Origin of the sequence: Pseudomonas sp. MYb118 (assembly GCF_040947875.1) — a bacterium.
Taxonomy (GTDB): domain Bacteria; phylum Pseudomonadota; class Gammaproteobacteria; order Pseudomonadales; family Pseudomonadaceae; genus Aquipseudomonas.
This window is the reverse complement of record NZ_JBFRXN010000002.1, coordinates 1,079,328-1,102,951: the sequence shown is the minus strand read 5'-3', so window position 1 is coordinate 1,102,951 and position 23,624 is coordinate 1,079,328. Positions and strand designations below refer to the sequence as shown.

The following is a 23,624-nucleotide window of genomic DNA, read 5'->3' as shown; positions in this document are numbered from 1 at the left end:
CTGGGGAACGCTGATGGCTTACTCATATACTGAGAAAAAACGTATCCGCAAGGACTTTAGCAAGTTGCCGGACGTCATGGATGTGCCGTACCTCCTGGCCATCCAGCTGGATTCGTATCGTGAATTCTTGCAAGCGGGAGCGACTAAAGATCAGTTCCGCGACGTGGGCCTGCATGCGGCCTTCAAATCCGTTTTCCCGATCATCAGCTACTCCGGCAACGCTGCCCTGGAGTACGTGGGTTATCGCCTGGGCGAACCGGCATTTGATGTCAAAGAATGCGTGTTGCGCGGTGTCACTTACGCCGTACCTTTGCGGGTAAAAGTGCGCCTGATCATTTTCGACAAAGAATCGTCGAACAAAGCGATCAAGGACATCAAAGAGCAAGAAGTCTACATGGGTGAAATTCCCCTGATGACTGAAAACGGTACCTTCGTTATCAACGGTACCGAGCGTGTAATCGTTTCCCAGCTGCACCGTTCGCCGGGCGTGTTCTTCGACCACGACCGCGGCAAGACGCACAGCTCCGGTAAGCTGCTGTACTCCGCGCGCATCATTCCTTACCGCGGTTCGTGGCTGGACTTCGAGTTCGACCCGAAAGACTGCGTATTCGTGCGTATCGACCGTCGTCGCAAGCTGCCTGCATCGGTACTGCTGCGCGCGCTCGGCTATACCACTGAAGAAGTGCTGGACGCGTTCTACACCACCAACGTATTCCACGTGAAAGGCGAGAGCCTGAGCCTGGAGCTGGTGCCTCAGCGCCTGCGCGGTGAAGTCGCAGTCCTGGACATCCAGGATGACAAAGGCAAAGTTATTGTCGAGCAAGGTCGCCGTATCACCGCTCGCCACATCAACCAGCTGGAAAAAGCCGGGATCAAAGAGCTGGAAGTGCCTCTGGACTACGTCCTGGGTCGCACTACCGCCAAGGTCATCGTGCACCCGGCTACCGGCGAAATCCTGGCTGAATGCAACACCGAGCTGACAACTGAAGTACTGGCAAAAATTGCCAAGGCTCAGGTTGTTCGCATCGAGACGCTGTACACCAACGATATCGACTGCGGTCCGTTCATCTCCGACACTCTGAAGATCGACTCCACCAGCAACCAATTGGAAGCGCTGGTCGAAATCTATCGCATGATGCGTCCAGGCGAGCCGCCAACCAAGGATGCAGCCGAGACGCTGTTCAACAACCTGTTCTTCAGCCCTGAACGCTATGACCTGTCTGCGGTCGGCCGGATGAAGTTCAACCGTCGTATCGGTCGTACCGAGATCGAAGGTTCGGGCGTCCTGTCGAAAGAAGACATCGTCGCGGTCCTGAAGACTCTGGTCGATATCCGTAACGGTAAAGGCATCGTCGACGACATCGACCACCTGGGTAACCGTCGTGTTCGCTGCGTAGGCGAAATGGCCGAGAACCAGTTCCGCGTTGGCCTGGTGCGTGTTGAGCGCGCGGTCAAAGAGCGTCTGTCGATGGCTGAAAGCGAAGGCCTGATGCCGCAAGACCTGATCAACGCCAAGCCAGTGGCTGCGGCGGTGAAAGAGTTCTTCGGTTCCAGCCAGCTGTCGCAGTTCATGGACCAGAACAACCCGCTGTCCGAGATCACCCACAAACGCCGTGTTTCCGCACTCGGCCCAGGTGGTTTGACCCGTGAGCGCGCAGGCTTCGAAGTCCGTGACGTACACCCGACTCACTACGGTCGTGTATGCCCGATCGAAACGCCGGAAGGTCCGAACATCGGTCTGATCAACTCCCTGGCCGCCTATGCGCGCACCAACCAGTACGGCTTCCTGGAAAGCCCGTACCGTGTGGTGAAAGACGCTCTGGTCACTGACGAGATCGTGTTCCTGTCCGCCATCGAAGAAGCCGATCACGTGATCGCACAGGCTTCGGCAACGATGAGCGACAAGAAAGTCCTGATCGACGAGCTGGTAGCTGTTCGTCACCTGAACGAGTTCACCGTCAAGGCGCCGGAAGACGTCACCCTGATGGACGTATCGCCCAAGCAGGTAGTTTCCGTTGCGGCGTCGCTGATCCCGTTCCTCGAGCACGACGACGCCAACCGTGCGTTGATGGGTTCGAACATGCAGCGTCAAGCTGTACCAACCCTGCGTGCTGACAAGCCGCTGGTCGGTACCGGCATGGAGCGTAACGTAGCCCGTGACTCCGGCGTTTGCGTCGTGGCTCGTCGTGGCGGCGTGATCGACTCCGTCGACGCCAGCCGTATCGTGGTTCGTGTTGCAGATGATGAAGTCGAAACCGGCGAAGCGGGTGTCGACATCTACAACCTGACCAAGTACACCCGCTCCAACCAGAACACCTGCATCAACCAGCGTCCGCTGGTGCGTAAGGGTGATCGGGTGCAGCGTAGCGACATCATGGCCGACGGTCCGTCCACCGACATGGGTGAACTGGCTCTGGGTCAGAACATGCGCATCGCGTTCATGGCATGGAACGGCTTCAACTTCGAAGACTCCATCTGCCTGTCCGAGCGTGTGGTTCAGGAAGACCGCTTCACCACGATCCACATCCAGGAACTGACCTGTGTGGCGCGTGACACCAAGCTTGGCCCAGAGGAAATCACTGCGGACATCCCGAACGTGGGTGAAGCTGCACTGAACAAGCTGGACGAAGCCGGTATCGTTTACGTCGGTGCTGAAGTTGGCCCGGGCGACATCCTGGTAGGCAAGGTCACTCCGAAAGGCGAGACCCAGCTGACTCCGGAAGAAAAACTGCTGCGTGCGATCTTCGGTGAGAAGGCCAGCGACGTTAAAGACACTTCCCTGCGCGTACCAACCGGTACCAAAGGTACTGTCATCGACGTTCAGGTCTTCACCCGTGATGGCGTTGAACGCGACAGCCGTGCCCTGTCCATCGAGAAGAGCCAGCTCGACGAGATCCGCAAGGATCTGAACGAAGAGTTCCGCATCGTCGAAGGCGCTACTTTCGAACGTCTGCGTTCCGCACTGGTCGGCCACAAGGTCGAAGGCGGCGCCGGTCTGAAGAAAGGCCAGGACATCACCGACGAAGTTCTCGACGGTCTTGAGCATGGCCAGTGGTTCAAGCTGCGCATGGCTGAAGATGCTCTGAACGAGCAGCTCGAGAAGGCTCAGGCCTACATCGTTGATCGCCGTCGCCTGCTGGATGACAAGTTCGAAGACAAGAAGCGCAAACTGCAGCAGGGCGATGACCTGGCTCCAGGCGTGCTGAAAATCGTCAAGGTTTACCTGGCAATCCGTCGTCGCATCCAGCCGGGCGACAAGATGGCCGGTCGTCACGGTAACAAAGGTGTGGTCTCCGTGATCATGCCGGTTGAAGACATGCCGCACGATGCCAATGGCACCCCGGTCGACGTCGTCCTCAACCCGTTGGGCGTACCTTCGCGTATGAACGTCGGTCAGATCCTTGAAACCCACCTGGGCCTCGCGGCCAAGGGCCTGGGCGAGAAGATCAACCGCATGGTTGAAGAACAGCGCAAGGTTGCCGAGCTGCGTACCTTCCTGGACGAGATCTACAACCAGATCGGTGGCCGTAACGAAGCACTGGACACGTTCTCCGACCAGGAAATCCTGGATCTGGCGCAAAACCTGCGTAACGGCGTTCCAATGGCTACTCCGGTGTTCGACGGTGCCAAGGAAGTTGAAATCAAGGCCATGCTGAAACTGGCGGATCTGCCAGAAAGCGGCCAGATGCAACTGACTGACGGCCGTACCGGCAACAAGTTCGAGCGCCCGGTTACTGTTGGCTACATGTACATGCTGAAGCTGAACCACTTGGTAGACGACAAGATGCACGCTCGTTCTACCGGTTCGTACAGCCTGGTTACCCAGCAGCCGCTGGGTGGTAAGGCGCAGTTCGGTGGTCAGCGTTTCGGGGAGATGGAGGTCTGGGCACTGGAAGCATACGGTGCCGCTTACACTCTGCAAGAAATGCTCACAGTGAAGTCGGACGATGTGAACGGTCGGACCAAGATGTACAAGAACATCGTGGACGGCGATCACCGTATGGAGCCGGGCATGCCCGAGTCCTTCAACGTGTTGATCAAGGAAATTCGTTCCCTCGGCATCGATATCGATCTGGAAACCGAATAACACGTGACGCGAATCGAGAGCGGGGCAGGATTGCCCGCTCTCTGCTCCGCCAGGAGGAAAGGCCTTGAAAGACCTACTGAATTTGCTGAAAAACCAGGGTCAAGTCGAAGAGTTCGACGCCATCCGTATCGGGTTGGCATCGCCTGAGATGATCCGTTCGTGGTCGTTCGGTGAAGTTAAAAAGCCGGAAACCATCAACTACCGTACGTTCAAGCCTGAGCGTGACGGCCTGTTCTGCGCCAAGATCTTTGGCCCGGTAAAGGATTACGAGTGCCTGTGCGGTAAGTACAAGCGCTTGAAGCACCGTGGTGTGATCTGCGAGAAGTGCGGCGTTGAAGTCGCGCTGGCCAAGGTTCGTCGTGAGCGCATGGCGCACATCGAACTGGCTTCGCCAGTTGCCCACATCTGGTTCCTGAAATCGCTGCCGTCGCGTATCGGCTTGCTGATGGACATGACCCTGCGTGATATCGAACGCGTTCTCTACTTCGAGAGCTATGTCGTTATCGATCCAGGCATGACCACCCTTGAAAAAGGTCAGCTGCTCAACGACGAGCAATACTTCGAAGCGCTGGAAGAATTCGGTGACGATTTCGATGCCCGCATGGGTGCCGAAGCTGTCCGCGAACTGCTGCACGCTATCGACCTGGAGCACGAGATTGGCCGTCTGCGTGAAGAAATTCCGCAAACCAACTCCGAAACCAAGATCAAGAAGCTGTCCAAGCGTCTGAAGTTGATGGAAGCCTTCCAGGGCTCCGGCAACCTGCCAGAGTGGATGGTGCTGACCGTTCTGCCGGTTCTGCCGCCAGATCTGCGTCCACTGGTCCCGCTGGATGGCGGTCGCTTCGCGACTTCCGACCTCAACGATCTGTATCGTCGAGTGATCAACCGTAACAACCGTTTGAAGCGCCTGCTGGATCTGTCCGCTCCGGACATCATCGTGCGCAACGAAAAGCGTATGTTGCAGGAAGCTGTCGATGCACTGCTCGACAACGGTCGTCGTGGCCGCGCTATCACCGGTTCGAACAAGCGTCCTCTGAAATCCCTGGCTGACATGATCAAGGGTAAGCAAGGTCGTTTCCGTCAGAACCTGCTCGGTAAGCGTGTTGACTACTCCGGTCGTTCGGTAATTACCGTAGGCCCGACCCTGCGTCTGCATCAGTGCGGTCTGCCGAAGAAAATGGCTCTCGAGCTGTTCAAGCCGTTCATTTTCGGCAAGCTGGAAATGCGTGGTCTCGCTACCACCATCAAGGCTGCCAAGAAGATGGTCGAGCGCGAGCTGCCGGAAGTGTGGGACGTTCTCGCCGAAGTAATTCGCGAACACCCGGTTCTTCTCAACCGTGCACCGACCCTTCACCGTCTGGGTATCCAGGCGTTTGAACCGGTACTGATCGAAGGTAAGGCTATCCAGCTGCACCCTCTGGTCTGTGCTGCGTACAACGCCGACTTCGACGGCGACCAAATGGCCGTGCACGTACCGCTGACGCTGGAAGCCCAACTGGAAGCGCGTGCGTTGATGATGTCGACCAACAACATCCTGTCGCCAGCCAACGGTGAGCCGATCATCGTTCCGTCGCAGGACGTTGTATTGGGTCTGTACTACATGACTCGTGAAGCGATCAACGCCAAGGGCGAAGGTCGTGTGTTCGCGGATCTGCAGGAAGTTGACCGTGTGTTCCGTGCCGGCGAAGCCGCACTGCACGCGAAAGTCAAAGTGCGGATCAACGAAACCGTCAACGATCGTGACGGTGGCAGCGTGACCAGCACCCGTATCGTCGACACCACTGTCGGCCGTGCGCTGCTGTTCCAGGTTGTGCCAAAAGGTCTGTCCTTCGACGTCGTCAACCTGCCGATGAAGAAAAAGGCGATCTCCAAGCTGATCAACCAGTGCTACCGCGTGGTAGGTCTGAAAGAGACCGTGATCTTCGCTGACCAGTTGATGTACACCGGTTTTGCCTATTCGACCATCTCCGGCGTTTCCATCGGCGTTAACGACTTCGTTATCCCGGATGAAAAAGCCCGCATCATCGGTACCGCTACCGACGAAGTGAAAGAGATCGAAAGCCAGTACGCTTCCGGCCTGGTAACCCAGGGCGAGAAGTACAACAAGGTGATCGACCTCTGGTCCAAGGCGAACGACGAAGTATCCAAGGCGATGATGGCCAACCTCTCGAAAGAGAAGGTCATCGACCGTCATGGCGACGAAGTCGACCAGGAATCCTTCAACTCGATGTACATGATGGCCGACTCGGGCGCACGGGGTTCTGCTGCGCAGATCCGTCAGCTCGCCGGTATGCGTGGCCTGATGGCCAAGCCGGACGGCTCCATCATCGAAACGCCGATCACTGCGAACTTCCGTGAAGGTTTGAGCGTACTTCAGTACTTCATCTCCACTCACGGTGCTCGTAAAGGTCTGGCGGATACCGCGTTGAAAACTGCGAACTCCGGTTACCTGACTCGTCGTCTGGTAGACGTGGCGCAGGATCTGGTCGTGACCGAGATCGACTGCGGCACCGAACAAGGCCTGCTGATGACTCCGCACATTGAAGGCGGTGACGTTGTAGAGCCATTGGGTGAGCGCGTATTGGGTCGTGTCATTGCCCGTGACGTATTCAAGCCAGGTACCGAGGACGTCATCGTTCCTGCCGGCACCCTGGTAGACGAGAAGTGGGTCGAGTTCATCGAGCTGAACAGCATCGACGAAGTGATCGTGCGTTCGCCGATCAGCTGCGAAACCCGCTACGGCATTTGCGCCAAGTGCTACGGCCGTGACCTGGCTCGTGGTCACCAAGTGAACATCGGTGAGTCGGTCGGCGTTATCGCTGCACAGTCCATCGGTGAGCCGGGTACCCAGCTGACGATGCGTACGTTCCACATCGGTGGTGCGGCAAGCCGGACCTCCGCAGCCGACAGCGTTCAGGTGAAAAATGGCGGTACCGTCCGTCTGCACAACCTGAAGCACGTTGAGCGTGTCGACGGTCACCTGGTTGCTGTGTCCCGTTCCGGTGAGCTGGCCATTGCTGATGACTTCGGTCGTGAGCGTGAGCGTTACAAGCTGCCGTACGGTGCCGTGATTTCGGTTAAAGAAGGTGACAAGGTCGACGCTGGCGCTATCGTGGCCAAGTGGGATCCGCACACTCACCCGATCGTTACCGAAATGAAAGGTACCGTGACCTACGTGGGCATGGAAGAAGGCATCACGATCAAGCGTCAGACCGACGAATTGACCGGTATGACCAACATTGAAGTACTCGATCCGAAAGATCGTCCAGCAGCCGGCAAGGACATCCGTCCAGCTGTGAAGATGGTCGACGACAACGGCAAGGATTTGTTGCTGCCAGGCACTGACGTTATCGCTCAGTACTTCCTGCCAGCCAACGCCCTGGTCGGTGTAGCGGACGGTGCGAAGGTTGCGATCGGTGATGTTCTCGCTCGTATCCCGCAGGAAACTTCGAAAACCCGTGACATCACCGGTGGTCTGCCGCGTGTTGCCGACCTGTTCGAAGCCCGTCGTCCGAAAGAAGCCTCGATTCTGGCTGAAGTCAGCGGCACCATCGCGTTCGGTAAAGAGACTAAGGGCAAGCGCCGTCTGGTCATCACTCCGAACGACGGTACCGATCCGTACGAAGAGCTGATTCCGAAGTGGCGTCACCTGAACGTCTTCGAAGGTGAGCAGGTAAACCGCGGCGAAGTTATCTCCGACGGTCCGAGCGATCCACACGACATCCTGCGTCTGCTGGGTGTGAGTGCGCTGGCCAAGTACATCGTCAACGAGATCCAGGACGTTTACCGTCTGCAAGGCGTGAAGATCAACGACAAGCACATCGAGACCATCCTGCGTCAGATGCTGCGTAAAGTTGAGATCTCCGAGTCCGGCGATTCCAGCTTCATCAAGGGCGACCAGATGGAACTGACTCACGTACTGGTAGAGAACGAGAAGCTGGCTTCGGAAGACAAGTTTGTTTCCAAGTTCACTCGCGTTCTGCTGGGTATCACCAAGGCGTCGTTGTCCACCGAATCGTTCATCTCGGCGGCTTCCTTCCAGGAAACCACCCGCGTACTGACCGAAGCGGCGGTAACTGGCAAGCGTGACTACCTGCGCGGCCTGAAAGAAAACGTGGTCGTGGGTCGTCTGATCCCGGCTGGTACCGGCCTGGCCTACCACAGCGAGCGCAAGCGTCGCCGTGATGCAGACAAGCCGTTGCGCGTAAGCGCCAGTGAAGTGGAAGCTGCACTGACCGAAGCGCTGAACTCGAGCGGTAACTGAGTTCTGCGATAAATGAGCGTAGGGCCCTGGTCTTCCCGTTCATCGAATCGAGACAGATTGTCGAGGTTGGATGAGCGGGGAGGTCGGGGCCTTGCCTTGACTGGGGGCGAGATCCTCTTTAGACTCTTGTACCCCTAAATTTGGCGGGAGTTCGTTCCTGCCATTTTGCTTTTCTTGCAAGACAATAGCGTCGCAAGACAACAGTGGAGCTAGTAGATGGCAACTATCAACCAGCTGGTACGTCAGCCGCGTAAGCGTATCGTCGAGAAATCCGACGTACCTGCGCTGCAGAACTGCCCGCAACGTCGTGGCGTGTGCACCCGTGTGTACACCACTACGCCGAAAAAACCTAACTCGGCACTGCGTAAAGTATGCCGTGTGCGTCTGACCAACGGTTTCGAGGTTTCCTCGTACATCGGTGGTGAAGGCCACAACCTGCAAGAGCACAGCGTGGTTCTGATCCGCGGCGGTCGTGTAAAAGACTTGCCAGGTGTTCGTTACCACACCGTTCGCGGTTCGTTGGATACTTCCGGTGTTAAAGGTCGTAACCAGGGTCGTTCGAAGTACGGTACCAAGCGTCCGAAGTAATCGGTTGCTTTGCAGTTTTCTAATTTATTGAGTCGATAAGAGTAAGGTCGGGCACGCATCTTTCGAGATCTGTTCCGAACTAACCTGAAGACCGTTTGAGGGCTTATCAATGCCAAGACGTCGCGTAGCAGCAAAGCGTGAGATTCTGGACGATCCGAAATACGGAAGCCAAATCCTCGCCAAATTCATGAACCACGTTATGGAAAGCGGCAAGAAAGCCGTTGCCGAGCGTATCGTTTATGGTGCCCTGGAAACCGTTGCGGCTCGTAAGGCTGGCACCGATCCCCTGGAACTCTTCGAAAAAGCACTCGACGCCATCGCTCCGCTGGTCGAAGTGAAGTCGCGCCGCGTTGGTGGTGCTACTTACCAGGTTCCGGTCGAGGTTCGTCCTTCCCGTCGTAACGCTCTGGCAATGCGCTGGTTGGTAGACTTCGCCCGCAAGCGCGGCGAGAAGTCCATGGCTCTGCGTTTGGCTGGCGAACTGCTGGATGCTGCTGAAGGTAAAGGTGCTGCAGTTAAGAAGCGTGAAGACGTGCACCGTATGGCAGAAGCCAACAAAGCTTTCTCGCACTACCGCTTCTAATTTTAGCTTTACTAATTTTGCGAGGGCTTTATGGCTCGTACTACTCCGATTAGCCGCTACCGTAACATTGGTATCGTCGCTCACGTGGATGCTGGTAAAACCACCACCACCGAGCGCGTCCTTTTTTACACGGGCAAAAGCCACAAAATGGGCGAGGTGCATGATGGCGCCGCGACCACAGACTGGATGGTGCAGGAGCAGGAGCGTGGTATTACCATTACTTCTGCTGCTATTACCGCCTTCTGGAAAGGTTCCGAGAAGCAGTACCCGCACGAGCATCGTTTCAACGTCATCAATACCCCGGGCCACGTAGACTTCACCATTGAAGTAGAACGTTCCCTGCGCGTACTCGACGGCGCTGTCGTTGTGTTCTGTGGTACTTCGGGTGTTGAGCCACAGTCGGAAACCGTATGGCGTCAAGCCAACAAATACGGCGTTCCGCGTCTTGTTTACGTAAACAAGATGGACCGTGCTGGCGCCAACTTCCTGCGCGTGATCGGTCAGATCAAGCAGCGTCTGGGTCACACTCCGGTGCCAATCCAGTTGGCAATCGGTTCCGAAGACAACTTCCAGGGTCAGATCGATCTGATCAACATGCAAGCTGTCTACTGGAATGACTCCGACAAAGGTATGGTGCCTGTTCGCAAGGACATCCCTGCCGAGCTGCTGGAGCAAGCCGAAGAGTGGCGCAACAACATGGTTGAGGCTGCTGCCGAAGCCAGCGAAGAGCTGATGAACAAGTACCTGGAAGGCGAAGAGCTGTCGATCGAAGAGATCAAGGCTGCTCTGCGTCAGCGTACTATCGCCGGCGAAATCGTTCTGGCCGTTTGCGGTTCTTCCTTCAAGAACAAGGGCGTTCCCCTGGTTCTCGACGCCGTTATCGACTTCCTGCCTGCTCCAACCGACATTCCTGCTATCAAGGGTTCCAACCCTGATAACGAGGAAGAGGAAATGGAGCGTCATGCAAGCGACGACGAGCCGTTCGCGGCGTTGGCGTTCAAGATCGCTACCGACCCATTCGTGGGTACTCTGACCTTCGTCCGCGTTTACTCGGGCGTGTTGAACTCCGGCGACGGCGTGATCAACTCGGTCAAAGGCAAGAAAGAGCGCGTGGGTCGTATGGTGCAAATGCACGCAAACGCCCGTGAAGAGATCAAGGAAGTACGCGCTGGTGACATCGCGGCCCTGATCGGCATGAAGGACGTCACCACTGGTGAAACCCTCTGCAACGCTGAAAAGCCAATCATCCTGGTTCGCATGGACTTCCCGGAGCCGGTTATTTCGGTTGCCGTAGAGCCTAAGACCAAGGACGACCAGGAAAAAATGGGCATCGCTCTGGGCAAACTCGCTCAGGAAGACCCGTCTTTCCGCGTCAAGACCGATGAAGAGACTGGTCAAACGATCATCTCGGGTATGGGTGAGTTGCACCTGGACATCCTGGTTGACCGGATGCGCCGTGAGTTCAACGTTGAAGCCAACATCGGTAAGCCTCAAGTTTCGTACCGTGAGCGCATCACGAAGAACTGCGAAATCGAAGGCAAGTTCGTTCGTCAGTCCGGTGGTCGTGGCCAGTTCGGTCACTGCTGGATCCGTTTTGCTCCTGCTGACGAAGGTCAGGAGGGTCTGCAATTCGTAAACGAAGTGGTAGGTGGTGTGGTTCCTAAGGAATACATCCCGGCTATCCAGAAGGGTATCGAAGAGCAGATGAAGAACGGCGTAGTTGCCGGTTATCCGCTGATCGGCCTGAAGGCTACCGTATTCGATGGTTCCTACCACGACGTCGACTCCAACGAGATGGCGTTCAAGGTGGCTGCTTCCATGGCGACCAAGCAACTGGCCCAGAAGGGCGGTGGTGAGTTGCTCGAGCCGATCATGGCGGTAGAGGTTGTTACGCCTGAAGACTATATGGGTGATGTGATGGGCGACCTTAACCGTCGCCGTGGCATGATTCAGGGTATGGAAGACACGGTCTCCGGCAAGGTAATCCGCGCTGAAGTTCCGCTGGGTGAGATGTTCGGTTATGCGACCGACGTTCGCTCCATGTCCCAGGGTCGCGCAAGCTACTCTATGGAATTCAAAAAGTACGATACCGCTCCGTCGCATATCGTCGAAACTGTAACCAAAAAACAAGGCTGATTCAGTCCTTTAGGCAAGGAGTTAATTGTCGTGGCTAAAGAAAAATTTGATCGTTCCCTACCGCACGTCAACGTTGGCACCATCGGTCACGTTGACCACGGTAAAACCACTCTGACCGCAGCTCTGACTCGCGTCTGCTCCGAAGTTTTCGGTTCGGCCGTAGTTGAATTCGACAAGATCGACAGCGCGCCAGAAGAAAAAGCTCGTGGTATCACCATCAACACCGCGCACGTCGAGTACAACTCGAACATTCGTCACTACGCTCACGTTGACTGCCCAGGTCACGCTGACTACGTGAAGAACATGATCACCGGTGCTGCCCAGATGGACGGCGCGATCCTGGTTTGCTCGGCCGCTGATGGTCCGATGCCACAAACCCGTGAGCACATCCTGCTGTCCCGTCAGGTAGGCGTTCCGTACATCGTGGTTTTCCTGAACAAGGCTGACCTGGTAGACGACGCTGAGCTGCTGGAACTGGTTGAGATGGAAGTGCGCGATCTGCTGAGCACTTACGACTTCCCAGGTGATGACACTCCAATCATCATCGGCTCCGCTCGTATGGCGCTGGAAGGCAAAGACGACAACGAAATGGGCACTACCGCTGTCAAGAAGCTGGTAGAAACTCTGGACAGCTACATCCCAGAGCCAGAGCGTGCTATCGACAAGCCATTCCTGATGCCAATCGAAGACGTATTCTCGATCTCCGGTCGTGGTACTGTTGTGACTGGTCGTATCGAGCGCGGTATCGTTCGCGTTCAAGATGCACTGGAAATCGTTGGTCTGCGTGACACCACCACCACCACCTGCACCGGTGTTGAAATGTTCCGCAAACTGCTCGACGAAGGTCGTGCTGGCGAGAACTGCGGCGTTCTGCTGCGTGGTACCAAGCGTGACGACGTTGAGCGTGGCCAGGTTCTGGTTAAGCCAGGTTCGGTTAAGCCGCACACCAAGTTCACCGCAGAAGTTTACGTTCTGAGCAAGGAAGAAGGCGGTCGTCACACTCCGTTCTTCAAAGGCTACCGTCCACAGTTCTACTTCCGTACTACTGACGTGACCGGTAACTGCGAGCTGCCAGAAGGCGTTGAAATGGTAATGCCAGGCGATAACATTCAAATGACTGTTACCCTGATCAAAACCATCGCAATGGAAGACGGTCTGCGTTTCGCAATCCGCGAAGGCGGCCGTACCGTTGGTGCTGGCGTTGTAGCTAAAATCATCGAGTAATCTCTTTTCGAGATAGCTTGATGCTTTGAAAAAGCCCCCGCTCAGCGGGGGCTTTTTTATTGGGTTGACACCTATCTGGGGCGTCTATAGAATTGCGCCTCCTTTTAACGGGCGTATTGCGCCCGGTGGGAATAGCAGCCGGAGTCTGAAATCCAATGCAAAATCAGCAAATCCGTATCAGGTTGAAGGCTTTCGACCATCGCCTGATCGACCAATCCACCCAGGAAATCGTGGAAACCGCGAAACGTACTGGTGCTCAAGTGCGTGGTCCTATTCCACTGCCTACCCGTAAAGAGCGGTTCACCGTTCTGGTCTCCCCGCACGTCAACAAAGACGCGCGTGACCAGTACGAGATCCGTACTCATAAGCGCGTACTGGACATCGTCCAGCCAACGGATAAAACCGTTGATGCTCTTATGAAGCTCGATCTTGCGGCCGGTGTGGAAGTGCAGATCAGCCTCGGCTAAGACTCGGTCTTGGTCGTGTAACGCTCTGAAATGGGCGGCCATAGCGGGTGAAAGCCCCGTACACTCATGAGGTTTACAACATGACTATTGGTGTAGTCGGTCGTAAATGCGGTATGACCCGTATTTTCACCGAAGAAGGTGTCTCCATTCCGGTCACGGTCATTGAGATCGAGCCGAATCGCGTCACCCAGTTCAAAACTGAAGAAACCGATGGCTATCGTGCAGTGCAAGTCACTGTCGGCGAGCGTCGTGCTTCGCGTGTAACAGCAGCTCAGGCTGGTCACTTCGCCAAGGCGAACGTAGCCGCTGGTCGTACCGTAATGGAATTCCGCCTTGAAGAAGGCGAGTACCAGGCCGGCGATCTGATCAAAGCTGAACTCTTCGCCGCTGGTCAACTGGTTGATGTAACCGGTCAGTCCAAAGGTAAAGGCTTCCAGGGTACGATCAAGCGTTGGAACTTCCGCGGGCAAGATAACACCCACGGTAACTCCGTATCCCACCGCGTTCCAGGCTCTATCGGCCAGTGCCAGACTCCTGGTCGTGTATTCAAGGGCAAAAAAATGTCCGGTCATATGGGCGCTGAGCGCGTGACCGTGCAGTCCCTCGAAGTAGTGCGCGTGGACGCTGAACGCAATCTGTTGTTGGTCAAGGGCGCTGTTCCTGGCGCTACTGGCGGCAACGTGGTTGTACGTCCAGCAGCCAAGGCTCGCGGTTAAGGGGAAGCTGACATGCAATTAAATGTAAATGACGCTCAAGCGATCGAAGTTTCCGAACTGACATTTGGCGGCGAATTCAACGAGACGCTGGTTCACCAAGCAGTCGTGGCCTACATGGCTGGCGGCCGTCAGGGTAGCAAGCAGCAGAAGACCCGTTCCGACGTTTCCGGTGGCGGCAAGCGCCCATGGCGTCAGAAAGGTACTGGCCGTGCTCGTGCCGGTACTATCCGTAGCCCAATCTGGCGTGGCGGCGGTACCACTTTCGCAGCTCGTCCACAGGATCACTCCCAGAAGCTGAACAAGAAGATGTACCGCGCAGCAATGCGTTCCATCCTTGCTGAGCTGGTGCGTACTGATCGTCTGGTCGTGGTTCAGGATTTCGCTGTTGAAACTCCGAAAACCAAAGATCTGCTGGGCAAGCTGAACAACATGAGCCTGAACGACGTACTGATCGTTTCGGACGCTGTTGATCAGAACCTGTACCTGGCTGCTCGCAACCTGCCACACGTCGACGTACGTGATGTGCAAGGTTCCGATCCAGTTAGTCTGATCGCATACGACAAGGTGTTGATCACCGTGTCGGCCGTGAAGAAATTCGAGGAGCTGCTGGGATGAACCAGGAACGCGTATTTAAAGTTCTGCTTGGCCCGCACGTTTCCGAGAAGGCTACGGTTCTGGCAGACAAGAAAGGCCAGTTCGTTTTCAAGGTTGCTACCGACGCAACCAAGCTGGAAATCAAGAAGGCCGTCGAAAGCCTGTTCAGCGTGAAAGTAGAGCGTGTAACTACCCTGAATGTTCTGGGTAAGAGCAAGCGCACTGCTCGCGGTCTGGGCAAGCGTAATGACTGGAAGAAGGCAGTTATCTCCCTTCAGCCAGGCCAAGATCTCGATTTCAGCAGCAGTGCTGAGTAAGGAAGGGGTGCATCATGGCAATCGTTAAATGCAAACCGACTTCCCCTGGCCGCCGTTTTGTGGTCAAGGTGGTCAACCAGGAGCTGCATAAAGGCGCTCCTCACGCACCGCTGCTCGAGAAGAAATCGAAGTCTGGTGGTCGTAACAACAATGGCCGCATTACCACTCGTCACGTTGGTGGTGGTCATAAGCAGCATTACCGTCTGGTCGACTTCCGTCGCAACGACAAAGATGGCATCGCTGCCACTGTCGAGCGTATCGAATACGATCCAAACCGTACTGCTCACATCGCTCTGCTGCTGTACGCAGATGGCGAGCGTCGCTACATCATCGCCCCTAAAGGCGTGAGCGCTGGCGACCAGCTGATCGCAGGTGCTCTGGCACCGATCAAGCCGGGCAACGCTCTGCAACTGCGTAACATTCCAGTTGGTAGCACCGTACACGGCATCGAATTGAAGCCAGGCAAGGGCGCTCAAATCGCTCGTTCCGCTGGTGCTTCGGCTCAGCTGATCGCTCGCGAAGGTGTCTACGTGACCCTGCGTCTGCGTTCTGGTGAGATGCGTAAAGTGCTGGCTGAATGCCGCGCGACCCTGGGCGAAGTCTCGAACTCCGAGCACAGCCTGCGTTCGCTGGGTAAAGCTGGTGCCAAACGCTGGCGTGGCGTTCGCCCAACCGTTCGTGGTGTTGCCATGAACCCGGTTGACCACCCACATGGTGGTGGTGAAGGTCGTACCTCCGGTGGTCGTCATCCGGTATCGCCATGGGGCTTCCCGACTAAGGGCGCGAAGACTCGTGGTAATAAGCGTACCGACAAAATGATCGTCCGTCGTCGCAAGTAAATAGAGGGATACGACAGTGCCACGTTCTCTGAAAAAAGGTCCTTTTATCGATCTTCACCTACTGAAGAAGATCGAAGTGGCGGCGGAAAAGAATGATCGCAAACCGGTGAAAACCTGGTCGCGTCGTTCGATGATCCTGCCACAAATGGTCGGTCTGACCATCGCAGTACACAACGGTCGTCAGCACGTCCCAGTTCTCGTGAACGAAGACATGGTCGGCCACAAACTGGGCGAGTTCGCCGGTACCCGTAACTATCGCGGGCACGTGGCTGACAAGAAAGCCAAGCGTTAAGGGGTTAGGAAATGGAAGTAGCCGCTAAGTTGTCGGGCGCTCGAATCTCCGCCCAGAAAGCCCGCTTGGTCGCCGACCAGATCCGCGGGAAGAAGGTGGGCGAAGCGCTCAACCTGTTGGCTTTCAGCAGTAAGAAAGCCGCCGAGATCATGAAGAAAGTGCTGGAGTCGGCCGTAGCCAACGCCGAGCATAACGAAGGCGCAGACGTTGATGACCTGAAGGTCAGCACCGTTTTCGTCAACGAAGGGCGTTCGCTGAAGCGCATCATGCCACGTGCCAAAGGCCGTGCTGATCGCATCGTCAAGCGGTCTTGCCATATCACTGTCAAGGTTGCTGACAAGTAACGGAGTCGAAGAGATGGGTCAGAAAGTACATCCCATTGGCATTCGCCTGGGAATCGTCAAGGAGCACACCTCCGTCTGGTACGCAGACGGTCGGACTTATGCGGACTATTTGCTCGCAGATCTGAATGTGCGTGAGTACCTCCAAGACAAACTAAAAAGCGCGTCCGTAAGCCGTATCGATATCCATCGTCCGGCTCAAACTGCACGCATCACCATCCACACCGCTCGTCCAGGTATCGTTATCGGGAAGAAAGGTGAAGATGTTGAGAAACTGCGTCAGGACCTGACCAAGCAAATGGGTGTGCCTGTGCACATCAATATCGAAGAGATCCGCAAGCCGGAACTCGACGGTATGCTGGTTGCGCAGAGCGTAGCTCAGCAGCTGGAGCGTCGCGTAATGTTCCGTCGCGCTATGAAGCGCGCCGTACAGAACGCCATGCGCATTGGTGCCAAAGGCATCAAAATCCAAGTGAGCGGTCGTCTCGGCGGTGCTGAAATCGCACGTACTGAATGGTATCGCGAAGGTCGTGTGCCACTGCACACCCTGCGTGCCGACATCGACTATGCCAACTACGAAGCTCACACCACTTACGGTGTGATCGGTGTAAAGGTTTGGATCTTCAAAGGCGAAGTAATTGGTGGTCGCCAAGAAGAGCTGAAGCCACAAGCACCAGCGCCTCGTAAAAAAGCTGCTAAGTAAGGGGTACGCCAAATGTTGCAACCTAAGCGTACGAAGTTCCGCAAGCAGATGACCGGCCACAACCGTGGTCTGGCACTGCGCGGTAGCAAAGTCAGCTTCGGCGAGTTCGCGCTGAAGTCTGTTGCTCGTGGTCGTCTCACCGCTCGTCAGATCGAGTCAGCGCGTCGTGCTCTGACCCGTCACGTAAAACGTGGCGGCAAGATCTGGATCCGTGTATTCCCGGACAAGCCTATTTCCAAGAAGCCACTCGAAGTTCGGATGGGTAAAGGTAAGGGTAACGTCGAATACTGGGTTGCCCAGATTCAGCCAGGCAAAGTCCTGTATGAAATCGAGGGTGTTTCTGAAGAGCTGGCGCGTGAGGCTTTCGCCCTGGCTGCTGCAAAGCTGCCGCTCGCCACCTCCTTTGTTAAACGGACGGTGATGTGATGAAAGCGAATGAACTTCGTGAAAAATCCGCACAGCAGCTGAACGAGCAACTGCTCGGCTTGCTGCGCGACCAGTTCAATCTGCGCATGCAGAAAGCAACTGGCCAGTTGGGGCAGTCGCATCTGCTCTCGCAAGTTAAGCGTGACATCGCTCGCGTGAAGACTGTGCTCAACCAGCAGGCAGGTAAGTGATCATGGCTGAAGCCGAAAAGACTGTCCGTACGCTGACTGGCCGTGTTGTCAGCGACAAGATGGACAAAACCATCACCGTTCTGATCGAGCGTCGCGTTAAGCACCCGATCTACGGTAAATACGTTAAGCGTTCGACTAAGCTGCACGCGCACGACGAAACCAATCAGTGCCACATCGGCGACAAAGTCACTATTCGTGAAACTCGTCCTTTGGCCAAGACCAAGTCTTGGGCGCTGGTTGATGTTCTCGAACGCGCTGTGGAAGTCTAAGGACTAGGGGTCGGAGAAATTATATGATTCAGACTCAATCCATGCTCGATGTGGCCGATAACAGCGGCGCTCGCCGTGTTATGTGCATCAAGGTGCTGGGTGGCTCCCATCGTCGTTACGCTGGTATCGGTGACATCATCAAGGTAACCGTTAAGGAAGCAATTCCTCGCGGTAAAGTGAAAAAAGGCCAGGTAATGACTGCTGTTGTAGTCCGTACCCGTCACGGCGTACGTCGTGCTGATGGCTCCATTATCCGCTTTGATGGCAACGCTGCTGTTCTGTTGAACAACAAGCAAGAGCCGATCGGCACCCGTATCTTTGGGCCAGTGACCCGTGAACTTCGTACTGAGAAGTTCATGAAGATCGTCTCGCTCGCCCCAGAAGTGCTGTAAGGAGATCCGACATGCAAAAGATTCGTCGTGACGACGAGATCATCGTGATCGCCGGCAAAGACAAAGGTAAGCGCGGTAAGGTGCTGAAGGTTCTGGCTGACAACCGTCTGGTTGTTGGCGGTCTGAACCTGGTCAAGCGTCATACCAAGCCTAACCCGATGTCGGGCGTACAGGGCGGTATCGTCGAGAAAGAAGCGCCACTGCACGCTTCCAACGTCGCCATCTTCAACGGCGAAACCAACAAGGCTGACCGCGTTGGTTTCAAAGTAGAAGACGGTAAGAAAATTCGTGTCTTCAAGTCGACCCAAAAAGCGGTTGATGCTTGAACACTGCTAGGTAGAAGACCATGGCACGACTAAAAGAGATTTACCGGAAGGAAATCGCACCGAAACTTAAGGAAGAACTTAAGCTTTCGAACGTGATGGAAGTTCCGCGCGTTACCAAGATCACCCTGAACATGGGTCTGGGCGAAGCGATCGGCGACAAAAAAGTCATCGAGCACGCTGTTGCTGACCTGGAAAAGATCACCGGCCAGAAAGTCGTTGTGACCTACGCTCGTAAATCCATCGCTGGCTTCAAAGTCCGCGAAGGATGGCCGATCGGCGTCAAAGTGACCCTGCGCCGTGAGCGTATGTACGAGTTCCTGGATCGTCTGCTGTCGATCTCCCTGCCTCGGGTTCGCGACTTCCGCGGCCTGAATGCCAAGTCCTTCGATGGTCGTGGCAACTACAGCATGGGCGTGAAAGAGCAGATCATTTTCCCGGAAATCGACTACGACAAGATTGATGCTCTCCGCGGTCTGGACATTACCCTGACCACCACTGCCAAGAACGATGACGAAGGCCGCGCTCTGCTGCGTGCTTTCAAATTCCCGTTCCGCAACTGATTGGAGTAGGAAAATGGCCAAGAAGAGCATGAAAAACCGTGAGCTGAAGCGTCAGCTCACCGTTGCCAAGTACGCCACCAAGCGTGCAGCGCTGAAAGCTATCATCGTCGATCTGAACGCAAGTCCAGAAGCGCGTTGGGAAGCTACCGTAGCTCTGCAGAAGCAACCACGTGACGCAAGCGCCTCGCGCATGCGTAACCGTTGCCGCCTGACTGGTCGTCCGCACGGCGTTTACCGCAAGTTCGGCCTGGGCCGTAACAAACTGCGTGAAGCGGCAATGCGTGGTGACGTTCCAGGTCTGGTCAAAGCCAGCTGGTAAGCACTGTCAAAGTCCAGGTGTTCGGGGTCTCAGGATCCTGACCACCGGTGACCTTGAACTTGAATCAAGCCCCTTTTGGGGCTTGATTCATTTGTGGGGTGTGTCTAGAATACCCGGCTCGCCTGAGCCCGTGCTTTTTTTGCGCGCTGGTATTCGGCGACACGTAGTAGCCGCAAGGCTAATTTTTTGTGTATTAGGAGCATCTAGCCCATGAGTATGCAGGACCCGTTAGCGGACATGCTAACTCGAATCCGTAATGCCCAGATGGCTGAAAAGTCCGTCGTAAGCATGCCGTCTTCTACTTTGAAGGTAGCTGTTGCCAAAGTCCTGAAGGACGAAGGTTACATTGCGGGTTATCAGATCAGCAGCGAAATCAAACCTCTGCTGTCCATCGAGCTGAAGTACTTCGAAGGCCGTCCGGTCATCGAGGAAGTGAAGCGCGTCAGCCGCCCAGGCCTGCGTCAGTACAAGTCCGTCGATGATCTGCCAAAAGTTCGTGGCGGTCTCGGTGTGTCTATCGTCTCCACCAACAAGGGTGTGATGACTGATCGTGCTGCGCGCGCTGCCGGTGTCGGCGGCGAAGTTCTTTGCACTGTGTTCTAAGGGGGGATAAGCATGTCTCGCGTCGCTAAGAACCCCGTTAAGCTGCCAGCCGGTGTCGAAGTCAAATTCGCAGGCCAACAGCTTTCGGTGAAGGGTGCCAAGGGCACTCTCGAACTGAACGTCCATTCGTCCGTTGAGGTCGTTGAAGAAGCTGGTGAGCTGCGTTTCGCTGCTCGCAACGGCGATCAACAAACTCGCGCAATGGCCGGTACCACTCGTGCGTTGGTAAACAACATGGTCCAGGGCGTAAGCCAAGGCTTCGAGCGCAAGCTCCAGCTGGTCGGTGTTGGTTACAAAGCGCAAGCAAAGGGCACAGTGCTGAACCTGGCTCTTGGCTTCTCGCACCCAGTGGATTATGAACTGCCGGAAGGCATCACCGCTGAGACTCCTAGCCAGACCGATATCCTGATCAAGGGCATCGACAAGCAGCTGGTAGGTCAAGTGGCCGCCGAGATCCGCGACTTCCGTCCACCAGAGCCGTACAAAGGCAAAGGTGTGCGCTACGCGGACGAAGTCGTCCGTCGTAAAGAAGCCAAGAAGAAGTAGGGCATAGCAAATGACCGACAAAAAAGTTACTCGACTGCGTCGCGCTCGCAAAGCACGCCTGAAAATGCACGAACTCGAAGTCGTGCGTCTCTGCGTGTTCCGTTCGTCGCAGCACATCTACGCCCAGGTCATTTCGGCCGACGGCAACAAAGTCCTGGCAAGTGCCTCGACTTTGGATAAAGAACTGCGTGATGGTGCCACCGGCAACATCGACGCGGCCACTAAGGTTGGCCAGCTGGTCGCTACGCGTGCAAAAGCCGCTGGCGTCTCGCAGGTGGCTTTCGACCGCTCTGGCTTCAAGTACCACGGCCGCGTCAAGGCGCTGGCTGATGCTGCTCGTGAAGCTGGGCTGGAGTTCTAAGTTATGTCAAATAACGACCAAAAGCGCGACGAAGGCTACATCGAGAAGCTGGTTCAAGTTAACCGCGTAGCAAAAACCGTTAAAGGCGGCCGTATCTTCACTTTCACCGCGTTGACCGTGGTTGGTGATGGTAAGGGGCGCGTTGGCTTCGGCCGTGGCAAGTCGCGTGAAGTGCCTGCTGCGATCCAGAAGGCAATGGAAGCTGCTCGCCGCAACATGATTCAGGTTGACCTGAACGGCACCACTCTGCAGTACGCAATGAAGTCCGCCCATGGCGCTTCGAAGGTGTACATGCAGCCTGCTTCTGAAGGTACCGGTATCATCGCTGGCGGCGCAATGCGTGCCGTTCTCGAAGTTGCTGGCGTTCAGAACGTTCTGGCCAAGTGCTACGGCTCGACTAACCCGGTAAACGTGGTTCACGCCACTTTCAAGGGTCTGAAAGCCATGCAATCTCCTGAGTCCATTGCCGCCAAGCGTGGCAAAAGCGTCAAGGAGATCTTCTGATCATGGCTACCGTAAAAGTAACGCTGATCAAAAGCATGACCGGCCGTATCCCTAACCACAAACTGTGCGTTAAGGGTCTGGGTCTGCGTCGCATCGGTCACACTGTAGAAGTCCAGGATACTCCCGAGAATCGCGGGATGATCAACAAGGCTTACTACATGCTGCGTGTCGAGGGTTAATTGATGAAACTCAATGATCTGAGTCCAGCGCCGGGTTCCCGTCGCGAAAAGCATCGTCCGGGCCGTGGTATCGGTAGTGGTTTGGGCAAGACCGGTGGCCGTGGCCACAAAGGTCAGACCTCCCGCTCCGGTGGCACCATTGCTCCAGGCTTTGAAGGCGGTCAACAGCCGCTGCATCGTCGCCTGCCGAAGTTCGGTTTCGTTTCCCTGAAAGCCATGGACCGCGCAGAAGTGCGTCTGTCCGAGCTGGCTAAAGTGGAAGGCGACATCGTCACCGTGCAGTCCTTGAAAGATGCCAACGTGATCAACGTCAACGTACAGCGCGTGAAAATCATGCTGTCCGGTGAAGTGACTCGCGCTGTAACCATCGGAAAGGGAATCGGCGCCACCAAAGGTGCGCGTGCGGCTATCGAAGCAGCTGGCGGCAAGTTCGAGGAATAAATGGCTAAGCAAGGTGCTCTCTCTGCGCTCGGCAAAGGCGGTATGTCTGAACTCTGGGCTCGTCTGCGTTTTCTGTTCCTGGCGATTATCGTCTACCGAATAGGCGCACACATCCCGGTTCCAGGTATCAACCCGGACCGACTCGCGGACCTGTTTCGACAGAATGAGGGGACCATTCTTAGCTTGTTCAACATGTTTTCCGGCGGCGCGCTGGAACGGATGAGCATCTTTGCACTGGGGATCATGCCGTACATTTCGGCTTCGATCATCATGCAACTGATGACCGCCGTCAGCCCGCAGCTGGAGCAGTTGAAGAAGGAAGGTGAAGCTGGCCGTCGCAAGATCAGCCAGTACACCCGCTACGGCACTGTCGTCCTCGCTCTCGTTCAGGCAATTGGCATGTCCATTGGTCTGGCAGGGCAGGGCGTTGCGTTCACTGGTGACTTTGGCTTCCATTTCGTCGCGGTATCCACTTTTGTGGCTGGTGCGATGTTCATGATGTGGCTGGGTGAGCAGATTACTGAGCGTGGTGTTGGCAACGGTATCTCGATGTTGATTTTTTCGGGTATCGTCGCCGGTCTTCCGAGAGCAATCGGGCAGTCTTTCGAGTCTGCGCGTCAGGGCGATATCAACATCTTCGCCCTGGTTGCCATCGGTTTGCTGGCAGTAGCGATTATCGGTTTCGTGGTGTTCATTGAGCGTGGTCAGCGTCGTATCGCTGTTCACTACGCCAAGCGTCAGCAGGGCCGCAAGGTTTTTGCTGCGCAGACCAGCCACCTGCCGCTGAAGGTGAACATGGCCGGCGTTATCCCGGCCATTTTCGCGAGCAGCATTTTGCTGTTCCCGGCTTCGTTGGGTTCCTGGTTCGGTCAGTCTGAAGGTATGGGCTGGTTGCAGGACATCTCGCAGTCGATCGCTCCTGGTCAGCCGTTGAATATTCTGCTGTTTAGTGCAGGGATTATTTTCTTCTGCTTCTTCTATACGGCGTTGATGTTCAATCCGAAAGACGTAGCGGAAAACCTGAAGAAGTCCGGTGCCTTTATTCCGGGCATCCGTCCAGGTGAGCAGTCTGCGCGCTACATTGATGGCGTTCTGACCCGCTTGACCATGTTCGGTGCTCTTTACATGACGGCCGTGTGCCTGCTGCCCCAGTTCCTGGTGGTTGCGGCTAACGTTCCGTTCTACCTTGGCGGGACCTCGTTGCTGATCGTCGTCGTGGTTGTGATGGACTTCATGTCCCAAGTACAATCGCACCTCGTTTCGCACCAGTACGAATCCCTGATGAAGAAAGCCAACCTGAAGGGTTACGGCAGCGGCATGTTGCGCTGAGTACCCATAAGGTTCGAGGAGTTGGTG

At 55.8% G+C, this 23,624-nt stretch carries 28 protein-coding genes; all 28 read left to right on the top strand.

Annotated elements, in window-relative coordinates; all coding sequences use genetic code 11:
- Window positions 1-13 precede the first annotated feature (13 nt).
- Window positions 14-4,087, top strand: a complete 4,074-nt coding sequence (gene rpoB, locus ABVN20_RS10900; protein ID WP_368555609.1) for a DNA-directed RNA polymerase subunit beta — start codon at window positions 14-16, stop codon at window positions 4,085-4,087.
- A gap of 64 nt (window positions 4,088-4,151) precedes the next feature.
- A complete protein-coding gene (rpoC, locus tag ABVN20_RS10895) occupies window positions 4,152-8,351 on the top strand; it encodes a DNA-directed RNA polymerase subunit beta' (protein ID WP_368555608.1) in 4,200 nt (1,399 codons plus the stop codon).
- Between the two features lie 216 nt (window positions 8,352-8,567).
- Entirely contained in the window at window positions 8,568-8,939 is a 372-nt protein-coding gene (gene rpsL / locus ABVN20_RS10890) for a 30S ribosomal protein S12 (RefSeq protein ID WP_003186084.1), read from the top strand.
- A gap of 109 nt (window positions 8,940-9,048) precedes the next feature.
- On the top strand, window positions 9,049-9,522 hold the full coding sequence (gene rpsG / locus ABVN20_RS10885) for a 30S ribosomal protein S7 (protein WP_016772941.1): 474 nt from the start codon (window positions 9,049-9,051) through the stop codon (window positions 9,520-9,522).
- Window positions 9,523-9,552: 30 nt separating this feature from the next.
- The gene (gene fusA / locus ABVN20_RS10880) at window positions 9,553-11,658 is read left to right on the top strand and encodes an elongation factor G (protein ID WP_368555607.1); all 2,106 of its coding nucleotides are present in this window, start codon (window positions 9,553-9,555) and stop codon (window positions 11,656-11,658) included.
- 30 nt (window positions 11,659-11,688) lie between these two features.
- Window positions 11,689-12,882 carry an elongation factor Tu gene (gene tuf / locus ABVN20_RS10875; RefSeq protein ID WP_010220303.1) on the top strand — a complete coding sequence of 398 codons (1,194 nt, stop codon included), beginning with the start codon at window positions 11,689-11,691 and terminating at the stop codon, window positions 12,880-12,882.
- 155 nt (window positions 12,883-13,037) lie between these two features.
- Window positions 13,038-13,349 carry a 30S ribosomal protein S10 gene (rpsJ, locus tag ABVN20_RS10870; protein WP_003186070.1) on the top strand — a complete coding sequence of 104 codons (312 nt, stop codon included), beginning with the start codon at window positions 13,038-13,040 and terminating at the stop codon, window positions 13,347-13,349.
- Window positions 13,350-13,429: 80 nt separating this feature from the next.
- Window positions 13,430-14,065 carry a 50S ribosomal protein L3 gene (gene rplC / locus ABVN20_RS10865; protein WP_085728002.1) on the top strand — a complete coding sequence of 212 codons (636 nt, stop codon included), beginning with the start codon at window positions 13,430-13,432 and terminating at the stop codon, window positions 14,063-14,065.
- Between the two features lie 12 nt (window positions 14,066-14,077).
- Window positions 14,078-14,680, top strand: coding sequence for a 50S ribosomal protein L4 (gene rplD, locus ABVN20_RS10860; RefSeq protein WP_368555606.1), 603 nt, complete (start codon window positions 14,078-14,080; stop codon window positions 14,678-14,680).
- Entirely contained in the window at window positions 14,677-14,976 is a 300-nt protein-coding gene (gene rplW, locus ABVN20_RS10855) for a 50S ribosomal protein L23 (RefSeq protein WP_002555488.1), read from the top strand. Before rplD ends, rplW begins: the two co-directional genes overlap by 4 nt.
- 14 nt (window positions 14,977-14,990) lie before the next feature.
- Window positions 14,991-15,815, top strand: a complete 825-nt coding sequence (rplB, locus tag ABVN20_RS10850; protein WP_007924198.1) for a 50S ribosomal protein L2 — start codon at window positions 14,991-14,993, stop codon at window positions 15,813-15,815.
- Between the two features lie 16 nt (window positions 15,816-15,831).
- A complete protein-coding gene (rpsS, locus tag ABVN20_RS10845; protein ID WP_085585806.1) occupies window positions 15,832-16,107 on the top strand; it encodes a 30S ribosomal protein S19 in 276 nt (91 codons plus the stop codon).
- Window positions 16,108-16,118: 11 nt separating this feature from the next.
- Window positions 16,119-16,451, top strand: a complete 333-nt coding sequence (rplV, locus tag ABVN20_RS10840) for a 50S ribosomal protein L22 (RefSeq protein WP_003103908.1) — start codon at window positions 16,119-16,121, stop codon at window positions 16,449-16,451.
- 13 nt (window positions 16,452-16,464) lie between these two features.
- On the top strand, window positions 16,465-17,151 hold the full coding sequence (rpsC, locus tag ABVN20_RS10835; RefSeq protein ID WP_007970424.1) for a 30S ribosomal protein S3: 687 nt from the start codon (window positions 16,465-16,467) through the stop codon (window positions 17,149-17,151).
- A gap of 12 nt (window positions 17,152-17,163) precedes the next feature.
- On the top strand, window positions 17,164-17,577 hold the full coding sequence (rplP, locus tag ABVN20_RS10830) for a 50S ribosomal protein L16 (RefSeq protein ID WP_003228729.1): 414 nt from the start codon (window positions 17,164-17,166) through the stop codon (window positions 17,575-17,577).
- Entirely contained in the window at window positions 17,577-17,768 is a 192-nt protein-coding gene (gene rpmC, locus ABVN20_RS10825) for a 50S ribosomal protein L29 (protein WP_002555481.1), read from the top strand. Before rplP ends, rpmC begins: the two co-directional genes overlap by 1 nt.
- Window positions 17,769-17,770: 2 nt before the next feature.
- Window positions 17,771-18,037 (top strand): 30S ribosomal protein S17, encoded by a 267-nt coding sequence (rpsQ, locus tag ABVN20_RS10820; protein WP_003176419.1) that lies wholly within the window; start codon window positions 17,771-17,773, stop codon window positions 18,035-18,037.
- A 23-nt stretch (window positions 18,038-18,060) separates the two neighbouring features.
- The gene (rplN, locus tag ABVN20_RS10815; protein WP_002555479.1) at window positions 18,061-18,429 is read left to right on the top strand and encodes a 50S ribosomal protein L14; all 369 of its coding nucleotides are present in this window, start codon (window positions 18,061-18,063) and stop codon (window positions 18,427-18,429) included.
- An 11-nt stretch (window positions 18,430-18,440) separates the two neighbouring features.
- Window positions 18,441-18,755 carry a 50S ribosomal protein L24 gene (gene rplX / locus ABVN20_RS10810; protein WP_003186046.1) on the top strand — a complete coding sequence of 105 codons (315 nt, stop codon included), beginning with the start codon at window positions 18,441-18,443 and terminating at the stop codon, window positions 18,753-18,755.
- 20 nt (window positions 18,756-18,775) lie between these two features.
- Window positions 18,776-19,315: a 50S ribosomal protein L5 gene (rplE, locus tag ABVN20_RS10805; protein WP_003210069.1), complete on the top strand. Its 540-nt coding sequence runs from the start codon at window positions 18,776-18,778 to the stop codon at window positions 19,313-19,315.
- A 13-nt stretch (window positions 19,316-19,328) separates the two neighbouring features.
- Window positions 19,329-19,634 (top strand): 30S ribosomal protein S14, encoded by a 306-nt coding sequence (rpsN, locus tag ABVN20_RS10800; RefSeq protein ID WP_003228726.1) that lies wholly within the window; start codon window positions 19,329-19,331, stop codon window positions 19,632-19,634.
- Between the two features lie 210 nt (window positions 19,635-19,844).
- A complete protein-coding gene (gene rpsH, locus ABVN20_RS10795; RefSeq protein WP_003186040.1) occupies window positions 19,845-20,237 on the top strand; it encodes a 30S ribosomal protein S8 in 393 nt (130 codons plus the stop codon).
- A gap of 12 nt (window positions 20,238-20,249) precedes the next feature.
- Entirely contained in the window at window positions 20,250-20,783 is a 534-nt protein-coding gene (gene rplF / locus ABVN20_RS10790) for a 50S ribosomal protein L6 (RefSeq protein WP_166363237.1), read from the top strand.
- 10 nt (window positions 20,784-20,793) lie between these two features.
- Window positions 20,794-21,144 (top strand): 50S ribosomal protein L18, encoded by a 351-nt coding sequence (rplR, locus tag ABVN20_RS10785; protein ID WP_003186037.1) that lies wholly within the window; start codon window positions 20,794-20,796, stop codon window positions 21,142-21,144.
- A 3-nt stretch (window positions 21,145-21,147) separates the two neighbouring features.
- Window positions 21,148-21,648: a 30S ribosomal protein S5 gene (rpsE, locus tag ABVN20_RS10780; protein ID WP_003186035.1), complete on the top strand. Its 501-nt coding sequence runs from the start codon at window positions 21,148-21,150 to the stop codon at window positions 21,646-21,648.
- Window positions 21,649-21,650: 2 nt separating this feature from the next.
- Entirely contained in the window at window positions 21,651-21,827 is a 177-nt protein-coding gene (gene rpmD, locus ABVN20_RS10775; protein ID WP_003176408.1) for a 50S ribosomal protein L30, read from the top strand.
- 3 nt (window positions 21,828-21,830) lie between these two features.
- Window positions 21,831-22,268 carry a 50S ribosomal protein L15 gene (gene rplO / locus ABVN20_RS10770; RefSeq protein WP_003228720.1) on the top strand — a complete coding sequence of 146 codons (438 nt, stop codon included), beginning with the start codon at window positions 21,831-21,833 and terminating at the stop codon, window positions 22,266-22,268.
- Window positions 22,269-23,597, top strand: a complete 1,329-nt coding sequence (secY, locus tag ABVN20_RS10765) for a preprotein translocase subunit SecY (RefSeq protein WP_368555605.1) — start codon at window positions 22,269-22,271, stop codon at window positions 23,595-23,597.
- Window positions 23,598-23,624 lie beyond the last annotated feature (27 nt).

What these genes read in the sequence shown, in the direction of transcription:
- secY (WP_368555605.1), top strand. Translation starts at nt 22,269, where the DNA reads ATGGCTAAGCAAGGTGCTCTCTCTGCGCTCGGCAAAGGCGGTATGTCT.
- rplF (WP_166363237.1), top strand. Translation starts at nt 20,250, where the DNA reads ATGTCTCGCGTCGCTAAGAACCCCGTTAAGCTGCCAGCCGGTGTCGAA.
- rplV (WP_003103908.1), top strand. Translation starts at nt 16,119, where the DNA reads ATGGAAGTAGCCGCTAAGTTGTCGGGCGCTCGAATCTCCGCCCAGAAA.
- rpsG (WP_016772941.1), top strand. Translation starts at nt 9,049, where the DNA reads ATGCCAAGACGTCGCGTAGCAGCAAAGCGTGAGATTCTGGACGATCCG.
- rplP (WP_003228729.1), top strand. Translation starts at nt 17,164, where the DNA reads ATGTTGCAACCTAAGCGTACGAAGTTCCGCAAGCAGATGACCGGCCAC.
- rplN (WP_002555479.1), top strand. Translation starts at nt 18,061, where the DNA reads ATGATTCAGACTCAATCCATGCTCGATGTGGCCGATAACAGCGGCGCT.
- rplR (WP_003186037.1), top strand. Translation starts at nt 20,794, where the DNA reads ATGACCGACAAAAAAGTTACTCGACTGCGTCGCGCTCGCAAAGCACGC.
- rplW (WP_002555488.1), top strand. Translation starts at nt 14,677, where the DNA reads ATGAACCAGGAACGCGTATTTAAAGTTCTGCTTGGCCCGCACGTTTCC.
- rplO (WP_003228720.1), top strand. Translation starts at nt 21,831, where the DNA reads ATGAAACTCAATGATCTGAGTCCAGCGCCGGGTTCCCGTCGCGAAAAG.
- rpsL (WP_003186084.1), top strand. Translation starts at nt 8,568, where the DNA reads ATGGCAACTATCAACCAGCTGGTACGTCAGCCGCGTAAGCGTATCGTC.
- rplD (WP_368555606.1), top strand. Translation starts at nt 14,078, where the DNA reads ATGCAATTAAATGTAAATGACGCTCAAGCGATCGAAGTTTCCGAACTG.
- rpsQ (WP_003176419.1), top strand. Translation starts at nt 17,771, where the DNA reads ATGGCTGAAGCCGAAAAGACTGTCCGTACGCTGACTGGCCGTGTTGTC.
- rpmD (WP_003176408.1), top strand. Translation starts at nt 21,651, where the DNA reads ATGGCTACCGTAAAAGTAACGCTGATCAAAAGCATGACCGGCCGTATC.
- rplE (WP_003210069.1), top strand. Translation starts at nt 18,776, where the DNA reads ATGGCACGACTAAAAGAGATTTACCGGAAGGAAATCGCACCGAAACTT.
- rplB (WP_007924198.1), top strand. Translation starts at nt 14,991, where the DNA reads ATGGCAATCGTTAAATGCAAACCGACTTCCCCTGGCCGCCGTTTTGTG.
- rpsJ (WP_003186070.1), top strand. Translation starts at nt 13,038, where the DNA reads ATGCAAAATCAGCAAATCCGTATCAGGTTGAAGGCTTTCGACCATCGC.
- rpsN (WP_003228726.1), top strand. Translation starts at nt 19,329, where the DNA reads ATGGCCAAGAAGAGCATGAAAAACCGTGAGCTGAAGCGTCAGCTCACC.
- rpoB (WP_368555609.1), top strand. Translation starts at nt 14, where the DNA reads ATGGCTTACTCATATACTGAGAAAAAACGTATCCGCAAGGACTTTAGC.
- rpmC (WP_002555481.1), top strand. Translation starts at nt 17,577, where the DNA reads ATGAAAGCGAATGAACTTCGTGAAAAATCCGCACAGCAGCTGAACGAG.
- rplX (WP_003186046.1), top strand. Translation starts at nt 18,441, where the DNA reads ATGCAAAAGATTCGTCGTGACGACGAGATCATCGTGATCGCCGGCAAA.
- fusA (WP_368555607.1), top strand. Translation starts at nt 9,553, where the DNA reads ATGGCTCGTACTACTCCGATTAGCCGCTACCGTAACATTGGTATCGTC.
- rplC (WP_085728002.1), top strand. Translation starts at nt 13,430, where the DNA reads ATGACTATTGGTGTAGTCGGTCGTAAATGCGGTATGACCCGTATTTTC.
- rpsH (WP_003186040.1), top strand. Translation starts at nt 19,845, where the DNA reads ATGAGTATGCAGGACCCGTTAGCGGACATGCTAACTCGAATCCGTAAT.
- rpsE (WP_003186035.1), top strand. Translation starts at nt 21,148, where the DNA reads ATGTCAAATAACGACCAAAAGCGCGACGAAGGCTACATCGAGAAGCTG.
- rpsC (WP_007970424.1), top strand. Translation starts at nt 16,465, where the DNA reads ATGGGTCAGAAAGTACATCCCATTGGCATTCGCCTGGGAATCGTCAAG.